The organism is Halostella litorea (assembly GCF_004785955.1).
GTDB lineage: Archaea > Halobacteriota > Halobacteria > Halobacteriales > Natronoarchaeaceae > Halostella > Halostella litorea.
The window spans coordinates 39,397-54,774 of the sequence record NZ_ML214300.1 but is presented as its reverse complement, the minus strand read 5'-3'; the positions used below and the strand labels follow the sequence as shown (position 1 = coordinate 54,774).

Below are 15,378 nucleotides of genomic sequence, written 5' to 3'. Positions count from 1 at the left end.
GCGACGCCGTCGAGTTCGTCGCTCACGGCCAGTCACCCCCGTCGTCGCTCCAGACGCCGCCGGGGTCGTCGCCGGCACTGGATCCTTCATCGGCCGTGGCCGACTCCCCGTCGGCGTCCGGGCGCTCCGGGCGCTTCTTCGGCGTCATCGGCCCCTTCGTCTCCCCGGAGTTCTCGTAGGTCTTACCGACGCTGTTCTTCTGGGTGAACCCGGGGATCGGGATCGTCGTCGCGTCCTCGATCCCCTTCTCCACGAGCGACCCGGTCGGGCAGACGGTGACGCAGTGGCCACAGGAGACGCAGGTGGACTCTTCCATCGTCGCGGCGTCGTTCTGGAAGCCGATCCGCGTGTCCTGCCCCGACCCCTCCATGCGGAGGACGCCCTCGACCTGCACGTCGTTGCAGGCCTCGACGCAGCGGTTACAGAGGATGCACTTGTTGCGGTCTATCTGGATGAACGACGAGGAGTCGTCGATCGGCTCGTACTCCTCGCGGTCGTCCAGCACCCCGTAACGCGGCTCCTCGACCTCCTGATCGATGGCGGCGTCCTGCAGTTCGCAGCGGCCGTTCTTCCCGCAGGTCGTACAGCGCAGGTTGTGGTCCGACAGCACCAGGTCGAGGTTCACGTCGCGCGCCTCGGCGGCCGCCTCCGCCGCGGTGCTGACCGTCATGCCGTCCTCGACCGGGAAGCTACAGGCCGGGACGACGCCGTACGCGTCGGTTTCGACCATGCAGGTCCGGCACTCGCTCCGCGGGCCGATCTCCTGTCTGTCGTAGCTACACAGCGCCGGAACCGACTCGTCGGGCTCGACCGCCTCGACGGCGTCCAGCAGCGTGTCGCCCGCGTCGAGCGACACCTCGATCCCGTCGACGGTCACCGTGGCCGGCTCGTCGCTCGATACGTCCGGGTCGGTCGCGGTTCCGGGCGCGATCCCCTCCGTCAGCGGCGGGACGTCCGCCGTATCCGTGCGTTCCGAACTCATTGTGCGATCCCCTCCGTGGTCTCCATGCAACGACCCGCCGGACAGCGCCCGCGGGCGTGGGCCTCGAACTCCGATTCGAACGCCGCCATCGCGGTCCGGGCGGGCCGGCCCGCGTCCTCCCCGAACGCGCAGATGCTCGACCGCTCCATCACGCGGACGAGCTCCTCGATCCCCGCGGCGTCGTAGTTCCGGTCGTAGACGTCGCGGAGCCGCTCGGCGAGCTGGGTCGTCCCCTCGCGACAGGGGACACAGCGGCCGCAGTTCGTCTCGGACGCGAACTGCGCGCGCTTCCCGACGAACTCGACGATGCAGCGGTCCTCGGCGAGCACCTGCACGACGCCTTCGGTGCCGAGGCCCGCCTCCGCGAGGTCCTCGGGCGCGTGCGCGACGTCGAGCGACCGCGTGACGCCGCCGAACCGCCCGCCGACGCAGGCGGCCTTGAACTCGCCGTCCACGGTCGCGGCGTCGACCGCGGCGGCGAGCGTCTCCGACTCGGGCAGTTCGACCGTCGCGGGCGCGTCGACGTCGCCCGTCACGGTCACGGCGCGCGTGTCGGCCGGCCCGCCCTCGCGGAGCGCCACCGCGAGGTAGGCCAGCGTCCGCGGCGTGTGAACCAGCGTCGGGCAGCCGTGGAGCCCCTCCTTTTCGGGGCCGGGCGGGCGGAGCCGCGCCTCCAGCCGGTGGTTCCCCTCGATCGCTTCGAGCGCCATCGTCGGCTCGGCCGCGCGGTACTCCGGCGGCCCGGCGACCACGTCGACGCTCGCCGCCGGGTCCGGGTAGCGCTCGGCGGCCTCGCGGACCGCCTCGACCGCGCGGGCGTCGTCGCTCGACGCGTACACGACCACGCGGTCGCCACCGACGGCGCGGGCGGCCGCCTGCGCCCCCTCCAGAACCTCGAAGGGCGCGCTGGCGAGCAGCAGCGCGTCGGCGGGGTTGCCGTGGCCGTTGACGACGACGCAGGGGTCGCCGTCGGCCGCGCGGGCGGCGTCCCACGTCCCGCCAAGCGGGCGGTCGCGACACCAGTCGCCCCACCCTCTGCCGCGGAGGTCCGCGGCGGCGTCCCGGACGGCGGTCGCCTCGTGCTCGGCGAACCCGCCGGCGGCCTCGTGGTCGGCCGGTTCGGTCGGCCGTCGCCACCCGCACGCGCCAAGGACGCGCCGGTCGCCCGCGTCGAGGCCCGAGAGGTCGAGCGCCGGGAGCCGGGGTCGTCCGGGCTCGTGTTCGACGACGGCGTCGGCACCGTCCGCGATCCCGTCGGGGTCGTCGGCCGCCGCGGCGACCACGTCCGCGGCGCGGTCGGGCGTGCAGCGCGCGTGGGCGGCGGTCCGACCGTCGTGGGTCACCAGCACGAGCGGCTCGACTGCCCCGACCCCCGTCGAGCCGACTGCCGCCACTGGGAGGTCGGTGTTCGGTACGGCTTGCAGCGTTTCCGTCGGATCGCGGTCGGCGATCCGAACCACGGGGTCTCGCCCCGATGTGATGATTGTCATCTACTACCGTGTCCAACCCAACCATCCGATTCCAACCAATAAATACCCGTGGTCGGCGTCAACCCTCGCGACGTCCGGCGTAACCGATACCGGTTAGTCCCCCGTCGGGTCGACTAATTTCAACCGACGACCGCCGCCGACCCGGGGGCGAAGACAGGGACGACGTCGGCCGGCGGCCTCGCGCGCGGCGAACGTGTCTCGGGTGCCGCCGGACGGCGCGTGACGGTCCGAGGATCTATATAGAAACGTGTTCCCGAACTCCCACGGGCTTGGCGCGTCGGATCGCACGGCCTGGACTAAACTCGCCAGTTCCGGTGGATCGCCGACCACAGGCGTGATCCGGGGGTCGGGGTGCGGAAGGAGACGAAGTCCCGTAGCCCCGAAAGCGGCTCCGAGGACCGTCGTTATTTGATCTCCGAGCCGGGATCCGAAGTATGGGCGATCGGTCCCCGTTCGTGCCGGTAACGTAGGCCGCCGCGGACATCCGGGACCGCTCGTTGCTCGACTGCTGGCGGTTCCACGGTGAGTTCTCGGCTTCGTCGATATCGACGGGACACCTCACCGGGTCGGCTGATTGCTGGTCGACGGCTCCACCGTCCCGCGGTTTCTTCTTGCCAGCTCCCGTACTCATGTTCGGACGCCGCCCCGGGTATGTACCGATATATACCCTACATATTGGGCATGTATGCTATAGTCCCGACTGTATCAGTAACCCCCGTTACCCACCCGCGGGTAGCGACCCGTACCCCTCATATAAGACTACTTTAACTACTGCTACCCCCGATTAATCGATGACGCCCGACTTGACGCGTCCGCTCGATTCGGTATCGCGGAGAGACTTCCTGGCGGCGACCGGCTCCGCCAGCGCCCTGGCAATCGCGGGCTGTACGGAGGAAACCGACGCCAACAACGACAGTAACGATGGCGGCGGCGGTGGCGGCGGCGGCGGTGGCGGCGGTGACGACGACGGAAACGGCGGTGGCGGCGGTGGCGGTAGCCTGTCCGGTGACGTCGTCATCACCGGGAGCAGCACGGTGTTCCCCATCTCCGACGCGATGGCGGAGCTGTTCATGGAGGACCACCCGGAGGTCAACGTCACGGTGGACTCCACGGGGAGCGGCGGCGGGTTCGAGAACCACTTCTGCCCGGGCAACTCCGACATCAACGGCGCGTCGCGCCCGATCAAGGACGCCGAGACGGAGAACTGTCAGAGCAACGGCGTCGAGCCGGTCGAGTTCCACATCGCCGGCGACGCGCTGACGATGGCCGTCAACAACGACGCCGACTGGGTCGACAGCATGACCTTCGACGAGCTGTCCCAGATCTGGCGCGAGGACGGTGCACAGCAGTGGTCCGACGTCCGCGACGAGTGGCCCGACGAGGACCTCGAACTGTTCGGTCCGGCCTCGACCTCCGGCACGTACGACTGGTTCAACGAGAACGTCATCGGTCCGGACTACAACCACACGGCCCAGCACGAGCCCACGGAGGAGGACAACCTCATCGTGCAGGGTATCCAGGACAGCCAGTACGCGATGGGTTACTTCGGGTACGCCTACTACAACCAGAACTCCGACGCCGTGAAGGCGGTCAACATCGCGGCCGAGGAGGGCGACGAGCCCACCGAGCCGAGCCTCGCGAACGCGAAGGACGGCTCCTACCCGATGGCCCGCCCGCTGTTCATCTACCCGGCCCAGTCGTCCATTCAGAACAAGGAGCAGGTCTACGAGTTCCTCAGCTTCTACCTGGAGCAGGCCGAGACCGACATCGTTCAGGAGATCGGTTACGTCCCGTCCAGCCAGCAGATGCGCGACGACAACCTCAGCAAGCTCGACGAGATCGCGGGTAACTAACAGCTCCGTCCCACGGAGCCCGTTCGAACTTTCAACCAATGAGCAACGAATCGAGCCGTTTGCAGTTGACCGGGGGCCAGCAGCGGCGCGTGGTCCGGGAGCGGCTGTACCGCTGGATCCTGTTTCTCTGTGCGGCGCTGTCCGTGTTCGTAACCGTTAGTATCGTCGTGGCGCTGGCCGTCGATGCGGTGCAGTTTTTCGAGATGGTCCATCCCGTCGAGTTCTTCACCGGAACCACCTGGATCACCAACCGGGAGCAGTTCGGCGTGCTCCCGCTCGTCACGGGCACGGTGCTCGTGACCGCCGTCGCCGCGGTCATCGCGGTGCCGGTCGGGGTCGGCGCGGCCGTCTACTTGAGCGAGTACGCCAGCGACCGCGCCCGGGCCGTGCTGAAGCCGGGGCTGGAGATACTCGCCGGGATCCCGACCGTCGTGTACGGCTACCTCGCGCTCGTGTATCTCACTCCGTTCCTCCGGACGCTCGGGATCGAGCTGGGTACGTTCAACGTGTTGAGCGCCTCGATCATGGTCGGCGTGATGATCATTCCGATGGTGTCGAGCCTCAGCGAGGACGCCATGAGCGCCGTCCCCGACGCGCTTCGGGAGGCAGGGTACGCCCTCGGTGGCACGAAGTACGACGTATCGACCGGCGTGGTCATCCCCGCTGCTGTCTCCGGGATCTTCGCCTCGTTCATCCTCGCGCTGTCGCGGGCGATCGGCGAGACGATGATCGTCGTGATGGCGATGGGGCTCAGGCCGAAGATGCTCGACCTGACGAACCCGACCGCGAGCCTCACCGAGTCCGGACAGACGATGACCTCCGCGATGGTCCAGGCCGTCACGAGCGACGTCGGCGCGCAGTCCCCGACGTACAAGAGCATGTTCGCGCTCGGCCTGACGCTGTTTGCGATCACCTTCCTCATGAACTACCTCAGCAACCGCATCTCGGAACGATACAGGGAGGAGTACCAATGACCGACGGGGTGATCGCCTGATGGCGACCGAAGACGCGCCGGACGGGACGGGCACCGGGATCTCGTCGACCCAGGCGACGGTGAGCCGGGTCCGCGGGGTCGTCTTCGAGGCGCTGACGCTCGCCTCGACGGTGTTCGGCCTGGCGATGGTCGCGTTCATGCTGCTGTACGTGTTCAACGACGCGCTTGAGCCGCTGTCCGCGGACCCCGGCTGGCACCTGACGTTCCTGCTGACGTTCGTGTTGCCGGTCCTGCTGCTCGCCGGCTACTTCTACGTCCGCGACCCCGCGGCCGGGTCGGTCGCGTACGCGAGCACCGGCATCCCGATCGTGGGGCTGGTGGCCGGCGGCGGCCTGATCGTGTTGTTCGTGGAGATCATCACGCCGCTCGAGTGGCTCGGGATCGTCCTCGGCCTGCTCGTCGGCGTCGGCGTCATCCGCGCGCACCGCCGGTACCGCCCCGAAGCCGCGGTCCAGCGGCTGTTCGTGACCATCTTCGCCCCGATCGTCGGGGTGTTCGGTGTCCCGTCGTTCGCGATCGACTTCACCGCGACGACGCCGTTTACCGGGACCGAACTGTTCACGATCGACGTGACCACGCCGGCGTTGGTACCCTCGATGACAGACCTGCTCGCGCTGTTGCCGATGCTGCCGGTCGGCTGGATCCTCCTCGTGCTTACGCTGACGGTTCCCGCCGCGGCCGCCTTCGGCAGGTTCGTCGAAACGCGCCGCGAGGACGGCCGGGGACTCGTCGAGACGGTCGCCGTCTCGGTCGCAGTCGTCGCGGTCGGGGCGGTCGCCGTCGCGCCGCTGCTCAACCTGAACGCCGAGAACTGGGTCGTCATCGCCACGTCGACGCTGGTCCCGACCGGCGTCTACCTTGAGGGCGTCGTCAGGCGGCGCAAGGGGATGACGGGCCTGTTGTTCCCGGTCGTGCTGGTCGCGGGGGCGTTACTCGGCGCGGCGGCCGTCGACGCGTTCGGCTTCGCCGGCCCGACCACGTGGCTGGACTGGGGCTTCCTGACGAACGCCACGTCACGCTTCCGTCCCAGGGAGGCAGGCATCTACCCGCCGCTCGTCGGGTCGGTCCTGATGCTGGTCGTCATCATCGTCAGCGTGTTCCCGGTCGGCGTCGGCGCGGCCATCTACCTGGAGGAGTACGCGCCGGAGAAGGGCATCGCCGGGCGGGTCGTCGACCTGATCGAGATCAACATCGGGAACCTCGCCGGCGTTCCGTCGGTCGTCTACGGGCTGCTCGGCCTGGCGCTGTTCGTGAAGGGGATCGGGCTCGAGGCAGGCATCGTCATCGTCGGCGGCCTCACCGTCGGCCTGCTGATCCTGCCCATCATCATCATCTCGGCTCAGGAGGCCATCCGTTCGGTGCCCGACTCCATGCGGAAGGCGTCGTACGGGATGGGCGCGACCCGGTGGCAGACGACCCGCAACGTCGTCCTGCCGGAGGCGCTGCCCGGTATCCTCACTGGGACGATCCTCGCGCTCGGCCGCGCGATCGGCGAGACCGCGCCCCTGCTGATGATCGGGGCCGCCCAGAGCGTCCGGCTCCCGCCGGACGGGTTCTTCGCGAAGTTCAGCGCGATGCCGCGCCAGATCTACGGCTGGTCCTCGGAGTTCAACGAGGCCTTCCGCTTCGGCGTGCTCGCGGCCGGGGTCGTGACGCTGCTGCTCGTCCTGCTCATCATGAACGGGACCGCGATACTGATCCGCAACAGGTACCAGCGAGACGGTTAACAATGTCAAAGGAAGTATCAGCTGAAGACGAGGCGGGGAGCATCGTTCGGGACGACGAGAGCAGCGACGGTAGCGCAAGCGACGGCGAGCCGCTCATAGAGACATCGGTCGACGCGAGCGCGGCCCCGGAGCGGTCCGGGCCCTCCGAGACGGTGATCGAGTCCCGTGACCTGGACGTGTTCTACGGGAGCGAGCAGGCCCTGCAGGACGTGGACATCGCCATTCCGTCGGAGCGCGTGACGGCGATCATCGGGCCGTCGGGCTGCGGGAAGTCGACGTTCCTGCGGTGTATCAACCGCATGAACGACCTGGTCGACTCCGCCCGCATCGAGGGCGAACTGCGGTTCGGGGGCGACGACATCTACGCCGACGACGTCGACCCGGTCGCGCTCCGGCGGCGCATCGGCATGGTGTTCCAACACCCCAACCCGTTCCCGAAGAGCATCTACGACAACGTCGCCTACGGCCTCCGCGTCCAGGGCAAGACGGAGAACGTAGACGAGACGGTCGAGGAGGCGCTGAAGGGTGCCGCGCTGTGGGACGAGGTGAACGACCGGCTGGACGAGAGCGCGCTCGACCTGTCGGGCGGCCAGCAGCAGCGCCTCTGTATCGCCCGCGCCATCGCCGTCGACCCCGACGTGTTGCTGATGGACGAGCCGGCGAGCGCGCTCGACCCCGTCGCCACCTCGAAAGTCGAGGACCTCATCACGGAACTCGCCGAGGAGTACACGGTGGTCATCGTCACGCACAACATGCAACAGGCCGCGCGCATCTCTGACAAGACGGCCGTGTTCCTCACCGGGGGCGAACTCGTCGAGTTCGACGATACGAACACCGTCTTCGAGAACCCCGAACACCAGCGCGTCGAGGACTACATCACCGGCAAGTTCGGGTGAGGCGATGATGGCACACAGTCCGCCGGCCGGCCGCCGGCGCGGGAGGGTCGTACCGTGACCAGTTCGATCGACGAGTCCCCGGTGACGCGGAAGGTACAGATCGCCGGGAACTCGACGTTCACCGTGTCGCTCCCGAAGGAGTGGGCGACCGCCCACGGCCTCGAAACGGGGCGGGAGGTCAACCTCTACCCCAGCGACGACGGCTCGCTCGTCGTCCGCGTCGGCCCCCGCGAGGACGGGGGAGACGAGCGCGTCGTCCCCGGCGGCGACCTCTCGACGACGGACCTCACCCGGACCGTCCGCCAGCTGTACGCCGCGGGCAGCGACCGGTTCCGCGTCGTCGCGGAGGGCGAGGACGGGTTCGACCCGGAGCAGCGGCGGGCGCTCGCCGCCGCCGGCACGGACCTGACCGGGCTGGAGGTCGACGACAGGGCCGCCGACCAGGTCGGGTTCCGGAACGTGCTCAACCCGTCGAAGGTGTCGCTCTCCCAGACCGTCCTGAACCTCCAGCACGTCGCGCTCTCGATGCACCGCGACGCGGTCCGGTCGGCCGTCGAGGCCGACGCCGAACTCGCCGAGACGGTCCTCTCGGGGCCGGGCGTGACCCGCCAGTTCCTGCTCGTCGCCCGGCAGTTCGAGCGCTCGCTGGACGGGTACGACCGCCCGGCCGCGTCCGACGGCCCCCGCTGGCAGACGTTCGACAGGTACGCCGCCGCGGCTCAGCTACGCCGCGTCGCCGGGAACGCGGAGCGGATCGCGTCCGTGACGCCCCGGCTGGACGACCCGCCCGCCGAGGCCGTCGGCTCGAACCTCGCCGAGCGGAGCCGCGAGGCGGAACGGCTCGTCGAGGACGCCGTTGCCGCCGCGCTCGACGACGACCCGGCGGAGAGCCGGACCGCGGCCTACGAGGTGCTCGCGGGCACCGACGCGTTCCGGGAGGACCTCGACCCCGTCGACGCGGCCGCCGACGCCGCGGACCCGGCGGCGCTTGCGGTCGTCTACGAGACGCTGCTGGCGACGGCCGACTGCGCGACGGCCGTCGCGAAGCGGTCCGTTCGGCAGGCCGGCCACGACGAGTAGCGCGCGCCGTTTACCCCGACGTCACTGTTCTATCTCCGCCGGCACCGTCCCGCGTAGCTCCCGCGCCGCCGCGGCCACGTCGTCGGCCGTCACGACCGTCGCGCGCCGCCGCAGGCGCTCGTAGCGCTCCCGGGCGCGGTCGCCGGCCCGGTTGCGCTCCGCGAAGGGCCGGGTCTCCACGACGACCGGCCGGTCGGCCTCCGCGACGGCGTCCAGCACGTCGCGGTTGCCGGGCGTGACAGCGAGGTCGGCGACGACCGTGACGTCGGCCGCCGCGACGCGCTCGCGGACCGCCTCGACGGTCCCCCCGTCGACGGCGGAAAACGGCGGCGTCGTCACCGCGTCGACGCCCTGGGAGCGTGCGGTTTCGGCGGCCGCGTCGCCGACCGGGAGCGGCCCGGCCGTCCGGTCGAAGCCGGCGGCCCCGAGGGCGTCGATGGCGCGCGCGCCGGTCTCCCCGCCGCCGACGACGTGGACGGTCGCGTCCGCCGACGGGCGGTCCGGCAGCGCCGTGACCGAGAGGCTCCCCGTCGCGCCGTCCCGCGAGACGACGGCGTCGGCGTCGAAGGCCTCGGCGAGGTTGGCCTCCGACACCACCTCCGCCGGCGGGCCGGACGCGAGGACGCCGCCGTCCGAGAGCATGACGAGTTCGTCGCAGTAGCGGGCCGCGAGGTCGAGGTCGTGGATGGCCGCGACGGCCGTCTTCCCGTCGGCGACCAGGTCCGCGACGAGTTCGAGCGTCTCGACCTGGTGGTTCACGTCGAGGCTCGCGGTCGGTTCGTCCAGCAGGAGCGCGGGCGCGTCCTGTGCGACGGCGCGGGCCAGCAGGACGCGCTGGCGCTCGCCGCCGCTGACCGCGCCGACCGAGCGGTCCGCGAACCGCGCGACGCCGGTGCGCTCCATCGCGTCGGCGACGGCCTCGCGGTCGCGCTCCGAGGGGCCGCCGAAGCGCGAGCGGTGGGGGTGCCGGCCCATCCCGACGACCGTCTCCACGTCGAACTCGAAGGCGAGGTGGGTCTCCTGCGGGACGACCGCGACCCGGCGGCTGGCCGCCTTCGAGGGCAGGTCGTGGACGGCGTCCCCGCCGATCCGGACCGAGCCGGCGTCGGGCGCGAGTGCCCCGCTCATCGTTCGGAGCAGCGTCGTCTTGCCCGCGCCGTTCGGGCCGACCAGCCCGACGAACGAGCCGCGGTCGACCGCCGCGTCGACGTCGGACAGCACCTCGGCCCCGCCCAGCGAGACGGAGACGCCGTCGACCTCGATCACAGCGCGGTCACCTCCCGGCGGCGGAGCAGGAAGAGGAAGAAGGGCGCGCCCAGCGCCGCGGTGACGATGCCGACCGGCACCTCCGCGGGGCCGGAGCGCGCGAGCGTGTCCGTGGCGACGAGAAAGGAGGCCCCGGCGAGCGCGCTCGTCGGGAGCAGGATGCGGTGGTCCGGGCCGACGATAAGCCGCAGCATGTGGGGGACGATGAGGCCGACGAAGCCGACGACCCCGACGACGGCGACGGAGGCCGCGGTGACGACGCTCGCCAGCCCGAGCAGCAGGCGCTTCGTACGCTCTACCTCGACGCCGAGGTGGGTCGCGTCGGTCTCCCCGAGCAGGAGGACGTTGAGGTCCCGGGCGAACGCGAGCAGGACGAGAAAGCCGGCGAGGACGACCGGCAGGGCGAACTCCACCTCGCCCCACGTCGACGCGCGGAGGTTCCCCATCAGCCAGTACACCGCCTCGCGGAGCTGGCGGCCGCTCATGACGAGCAGGTACGAGATGACCGCGCCGAGGAACGTCTGGACCGCCACGCCGGCGAGCAACAACGTCGCCACGGGCGTCCGCCCGCCCTCGGTGGCGATGGCGTAGACGAGGAAGGCGGTCGCCAGCGCGCCGGCGAACGCCGCCGTCCGCGGGCCGACTGGGAGCATCCCCGGGACGGCGATGGCGGCGACCGCGCCGACGGCCGCCCCCGACGAGACGCCGATGATCGACGGGTCGGCCATCGGGTTGCGGAAGAAGCCCTGCATCACCGTCCCGGCCGCGCCGAGCGCGAAGCCGACGACGGCACCGAGGACGATCCGCGGGAGGCGGAGCTGGCCGACGATGCGCTGGGCGGTCTCGGGGGTCGACAGCGAGAACGGGCGGACGTAGCTCACGTCGAGGCCCGGCACCGGGACCGACGCCGGGAGGTACGGAAGCGGCGTGGACGAGACGGTCAGGTCCAGCGACGACGGGACGGCGACCGCGTTGACCGCCGCCTTCGCCACCACGACGTAGTCGAGCGTCACCGGACCGATGGCGGCACTCACGACGACGACGGCCGCGAGGAGGGCGGTGAGGGCGGCCGACCAGGCGGCCGCGCGAGCGCCGGTTCGCATACTACGCAATCTGAGTTGGGTTAGATAAATATTTATTGACTCCCCGGCGAAGGGCGGACGATGCCACGAGACGGAGTTCGACGGATGGTTGCACTGCTTGTCGTCGCGGCGAGCGTCGTCGCCCTCGCCGCGCCCGCCGCCGGCGCGTCGGCGGCCGGCACGGCCGCGGCGACGCCGGCGAGCGCCGACGGGGCGTTCGCCGCGTCCGCGACCGCACAGGAGAACTGCTCGTTCCCGGTCACGGTGACCGACGCGAAGGGGAACGAACTGACGCTGGAGGAGCGCCCGGAGTCGGTCGTCGCGCTCCAGCCAAGCGCCGCCCAGACGATGTGGGAGATCGGAGCCCAGGGGCAGGTGACCGGGCTGCCGATCAGCCAGTACACCGACTACCTCGACGGGCGCGAGGGCAAGACCGACATCAGTCAGGACGACGGCGTCTCCGTGAGCATCGAGACGGCCGTCGCCACGGACGCCGACCTCGTGCTCGCGCCGAACAGCACGCCCGACTCGACGATCAGCCAGCTCCGCGAGGTCGGGATGCCGGTGTACGAGTTCCGCATGGCGGAGTCGATAGGGGACATCTACGAGAAGACAAACACCACGGGTCGCCTCACTGGTAACTGTGAGGGCGCGGCCGAGGCCGTCGGCGAGATGCGGACCGACATCCGGGTCGTGCAGGAGGCCGTCAGCGGCGAGGAGCCCGGCACGGTGTACTACCAGATGACCGGCGGCTTCACCGCCGGCGAGGGGACGTTCATCAACCGGATCATCGAACTCGGCGGCGGCGAGAACATCGCCGCGTCGGCCAACGTCACCGGCTACGACACCCTGTCGAACGAGGTTGTCGTCGCGCAGAACCCCGAGTGGATACTGGTCCAGGAGCAGTACGGCCTCCAGCAGACCGAGGCGCTCTCCGCGACCACCGCGGTCCAGGAGGACCAGATCATCGAGGTGAACGCCAACTACCTCAACCAGCCCGCGCCGCGGGTCGTGATCCCGATCAGCCAGGTCGCACAGTCGATCCACCCCGAGGCGTACGCCGAGGCCAACGCCAGCATCCGCGGGGACGCCGGAACGGACGGGACGACCACGACGACGGATAACGGCGGTATGGGCGACGACGGCGGCAGCGACGACACCGAGACCAGCGACGGCGGCGGCCAGCCCGGCATGGGCGTCGGGGCCGCGGTCGCCGCGCTGGTGGCGGCGCTGGCGCTCGCGCGTCGCCGCTGACCGGAAAGGTTGTTAACGCGGCGAGACGAGCGGGCCGTATGGTCGAAAACGTCATCTGGCCCGCGTATCTCGACGCGGACCTGAGCCGCACCGAGGGCCGCCGGGTTCCGGCGGACGTCGCCGTACCGAAACCGACGGTCGACGAGATAGCCGAGGCGGCCGGACAGGTGGGCTACGACGCCGTGATCGAACGCGACAAGGCCTACTCCCGCGAGGGGTACGAGGAGCGCGGCCGGGTGCTCATCAAGAACGCGGACGACGACGCGAAAAACGACATCGTCCAGGCGGTCGCCGCGTACGTCGCCGCCCTCCGGGACTGATGGACCGGCTCGGCGAGGTCGTGCGGACGGCACAGGGCCTTTTGATCCTGCGTGTGCCCGACGACGCGACACCCGACATCGGCACCGAGGCGGTCGACGAGTCGCTGAACGAGGTGGGCCGCGTGGTCGACGTGTTCGGCCCCGTCTCCCGCCCGTACGTCGCCGTCTCCCCGGACGACGACCGCCGGCTCGCGCCCATGCTGGGTGAGAAGCTGTACGCCCGGTAGCGGCGGGCGCGGCCGACCCGTTCGGCCGGCCGAGAGGGCGGGACGGACGGAACGCAACTGCAATACCGCGGGCGGCCCAACCGGCGCGCACATGGAACAGCGACATCGCGCGTACGCCGCGGTCGCCGCGACCGTCGGCATCTTCCTTCTGGTACAGGTCGGCGCGCTCGCGCTGGTCGAACCGTTCCAGTCGGCGGGGTATCAGGCGACCGAGGACCCCGGGGACACGACCAACAGCTTCGCCTACCTCGGGGCGATCCTCGTCGCGACGGTCGTGATGCTGGCCGCGATCAAGTTCGACGCCCGCTGGTTCATCCGCGGGCTGATCGTCTTCACCAGCGGCCTGCTGTCGTGGTACGTCCTGAACGTCGTCGTGCCGCCGGTCGTCACCGTCCCGGCCGGCGGCGCGGCGGTGAACGTCCTCGCCGTCGCGGGCGCGGCCGCCATCGTCGTCGGTCTACTCGTCCACCCCGAGTGGTACGTCATCGACGCGGCCGGGATCATCATGGGGGCGGGCGCGGCGGGCATCTTCGGGATCAGCTTCGGCATCTTGCCCGCCATCGTCCTCCTGACGGCGCTCGCCGTCTACGACGCGATCAGCGTCTACGGCACCGAACACATGCTCACGCTCGCCGAGGGCGTGATGGACCTGAACGTCCCCATCATGTTCGTGGTCCCGACGTCGCTGCCGTACTCCTTCCTCGACGCCGGGGACGGCGCGGACTCGACCGACGGCGAGGGGGCCGACGACCCCGAGGGAACCGCCGACGCCGCCGCGGCTGCGCCGAACGGCGGCGAGCCGGCGGCCGACGGGGACGCCGACTCGGTCACCGACGAAGGACCGATGGAGCGCGACGCGCTGTTCATCGGCCTCGGCGACGCGGTGATGCCGACGATCATCGTCGCCAGCGCGGCCTTCTTCGTCGACGCCGGGACGATAGAAGTGCCGGGCATCGCGCTCAACCTCGCGGCGCTGTCCGCGATGGTCGGGACGACGCTCGGCCTGCTCGCGCTGATGACGATGGTGCTGAAGGGGCGGGCACACGCCGGCCTCCCGCTGCTCAACGGCGGTGCGATCGGCGGCTACCTCGTCGGCGCGATGGCGAGCGGCCTGACGCTCGTCCAGGCGCTCGGGCTGTAACCGGTCGCTACTCCCCCGTCAGCGCCTCGCTGGCGGGCGCGAACTCGATCTCCGACCCGAGGTCCCGCTCGGCGGCTCGTTCGTACAGCATGTGGGCGGCGGCGACCGTCTCGATCCCCGTGCCGCCGCTGTCGAACACGGTCGCCTCGTCCGGGCTCTCGCGGCCGGGGGCCTCGCCGGCGACCACCTCGCCGAGTTCGGCGTGGACGTGGTCCTCGCTCACGACGCCTTCCTCCAGCGCGTGAATGAACGAGCCGGCGTCCTGCGTGACGCGCTCGCGCAGGTCGGGGACGTACGTCGCGCGTTCGATCGTGGTAGCGTCGAGTTCGCGCTTCTCGGGGTCGTACTGCCCCATCGCCGTGACGTGTGCGCCGTCGGCGAGCATCCCGCCGTCGAACACCGGCTCGCTGGCCGTCGTCGCCGTGATGACGACGTCGGCCTCCTCGACGGCCGCGGAGCTGCTGGCGACGGCGGCGACGGAGGCGTCGAGGCGCTCATTCATCTCCGCCGCGAACGACTCGCGGTTCTCCTTGGTGGGCGAGTAGACGTCGACGGTCTCGACGTCCCGGACCGTCACGGTCGCGCGCAACTGGCCGCGGGCCTGCGCGCCGCTGCCGATCAGCGCGACGTGGCTCGCGTCCGGCCGCGCGAGGGCGTCGACGCCGACCGCGCCGGCCGCCCCGGTCTTGAAGGGGTTCATGCTCGCGCCGTCCAGCAGCGCGAGCGGCTCGCCGCTTTCGGCGTCGAACAGCGGCGTGACGAACCAGGCGTCGGCCGCGCCGAACCCCGCGGCGTACATGTATCCGCCCATCGCACCGGTGTCGGGCAGCACCGCGGAGTACCCGGTCAGCATGCCGGGCGGGGACTCGTTTCGGAGCTTGGTCCGCGGTTCGGCGGGCGCGCCCTCGCCGCGCTGGCGGTAGCCCTCGCGGACCGCGTCGACGTACTCCGCGGGCGAGGCGAGGCCGGCGACGTCGTCGCTCGTCAGGAACCGTGTGCTCGTCATGCGCGGACCAACGGGGACCGGCGGCAAAAACGTTGGTAGACGGCGTTCGGAAAAGGGGAG

14 protein-coding genes are annotated in these 15,378 nt (G+C 70.6%); 9 read left to right on the top strand and 5 right to left on the bottom strand.

Features of this window, described 5'->3' with window-relative positions; genetic code table 11:
* Positions 1-22: 22 nt before the first annotated feature.
* Positions 23-982, bottom strand: coding sequence for a 2Fe-2S iron-sulfur cluster-binding protein (locus tag EYW40_RS00305; RefSeq protein ID WP_135819633.1), 960 nt, complete (start codon positions 980-982; stop codon positions 23-25).
* Positions 979-2,376 (bottom strand): NADH-ubiquinone oxidoreductase-F iron-sulfur binding region domain-containing protein, encoded by a 1,398-nt coding sequence (locus EYW40_RS00300; RefSeq protein ID WP_237560545.1) that lies wholly within the window; start codon positions 2,374-2,376, stop codon positions 979-981. Before EYW40_RS00300 ends, EYW40_RS00305 begins: the two co-directional genes overlap by 4 nt.
* A gap of 887 nt (positions 2,377-3,263) precedes the next feature.
* Between EYW40_RS00300 and EYW40_RS00295 the strand changes: the two genes are divergently transcribed.
* Genes EYW40_RS00295 through EYW40_RS00275 form a run of 5 tightly spaced genes read left to right on the top strand, consistent with a single transcriptional unit; the run spans position 3,264 to position 9,022 of the window.
* A complete protein-coding gene (locus tag EYW40_RS00295; protein ID WP_135819631.1) occupies positions 3,264-4,325 on the top strand; it encodes a PstS family phosphate ABC transporter substrate-binding protein in 1,062 nt (353 codons plus the stop codon).
* 38 nt (positions 4,326-4,363) lie between these two features.
* On the top strand, positions 4,364-5,299 hold the full coding sequence (gene pstC / locus EYW40_RS00290) for a phosphate ABC transporter permease subunit PstC (RefSeq protein ID WP_135819630.1): 936 nt from the start codon (positions 4,364-4,366) through the stop codon (positions 5,297-5,299).
* Between the two features lie 19 nt (positions 5,300-5,318).
* On the top strand, positions 5,319-7,046 hold the full coding sequence (gene pstA / locus EYW40_RS00285) for a phosphate ABC transporter permease PstA (protein ID WP_135819629.1): 1,728 nt from the start codon (positions 5,319-5,321) through the stop codon (positions 7,044-7,046).
* Positions 7,047-7,048: 2 nt separating this feature from the next.
* Positions 7,049-7,942 carry a phosphate ABC transporter ATP-binding protein PstB gene (gene pstB / locus EYW40_RS00280; RefSeq protein WP_135819628.1) on the top strand — a complete coding sequence of 298 codons (894 nt, stop codon included), beginning with the start codon at positions 7,049-7,051 and terminating at the stop codon, positions 7,940-7,942.
* 54 nt (positions 7,943-7,996) lie between these two features.
* Positions 7,997-9,022, top strand: a complete 1,026-nt coding sequence (locus EYW40_RS00275; RefSeq protein WP_135819627.1) for an AbrB/MazE/SpoVT family DNA-binding domain-containing protein — start codon at positions 7,997-7,999, stop codon at positions 9,020-9,022.
* Between the two features lie 21 nt (positions 9,023-9,043).
* Here the strand turns inward: EYW40_RS00275 and EYW40_RS00270 are convergent, their stop codons facing one another.
* Positions 9,044-10,288 carry an ATP-binding cassette domain-containing protein gene (locus EYW40_RS00270; RefSeq protein ID WP_135819626.1) on the bottom strand — a complete coding sequence of 415 codons (1,245 nt, stop codon included), beginning with the start codon at positions 10,286-10,288 and terminating at the stop codon, positions 9,044-9,046.
* Positions 10,285-11,391, bottom strand: a complete 1,107-nt coding sequence (btuC, locus tag EYW40_RS00265) for a vitamin B12 ABC transporter permease BtuC (protein WP_135819625.1) — start codon at positions 11,389-11,391, stop codon at positions 10,285-10,287. The genes EYW40_RS00270 and btuC overlap by 4 nt, the downstream gene beginning before the upstream one ends.
* A 60-nt stretch (positions 11,392-11,451) precedes the next feature.
* On the opposite strand from btuC, the gene EYW40_RS00260 reads away from it, so the two are divergent.
* From EYW40_RS00260 to EYW40_RS00245, 4 genes are all read left to right on the top strand, one after another.
* Positions 11,452-12,624 (top strand): PGF-CTERM-anchored ABC transporter substrate-binding protein, encoded by a 1,173-nt coding sequence (locus EYW40_RS00260; protein WP_135819624.1) that lies wholly within the window; start codon positions 11,452-11,454, stop codon positions 12,622-12,624.
* A 38-nt stretch (positions 12,625-12,662) separates the two neighbouring features.
* A complete protein-coding gene (srp19, locus tag EYW40_RS00255) occupies positions 12,663-12,944 on the top strand; it encodes a signal recognition particle subunit SRP19 (protein WP_135819623.1) in 282 nt (93 codons plus the stop codon).
* Entirely contained in the window at positions 12,944-13,171 is a 228-nt protein-coding gene (locus tag EYW40_RS00250) for an H/ACA ribonucleoprotein complex subunit GAR1 (RefSeq protein WP_135819622.1), read from the top strand. The genes srp19 and EYW40_RS00250 overlap by 1 nt, the downstream gene beginning before the upstream one ends.
* 91 nt (positions 13,172-13,262) lie before the next feature.
* The gene (locus EYW40_RS00245) at positions 13,263-14,312 is read left to right on the top strand and encodes a presenilin family intramembrane aspartyl protease PSH (protein ID WP_135819621.1); all 1,050 of its coding nucleotides are present in this window, start codon (positions 13,263-13,265) and stop codon (positions 14,310-14,312) included.
* Positions 14,313-14,319: 7 nt separating this feature from the next.
* Here EYW40_RS00245 and EYW40_RS00240 read toward each other — a convergent pair whose 3' ends face one another.
* Positions 14,320-15,318 carry an ornithine cyclodeaminase family protein gene (locus tag EYW40_RS00240; protein WP_135819620.1) on the bottom strand — a complete coding sequence of 333 codons (999 nt, stop codon included), beginning with the start codon at positions 15,316-15,318 and terminating at the stop codon, positions 14,320-14,322.
* Positions 15,319-15,378 lie beyond the last annotated feature (60 nt).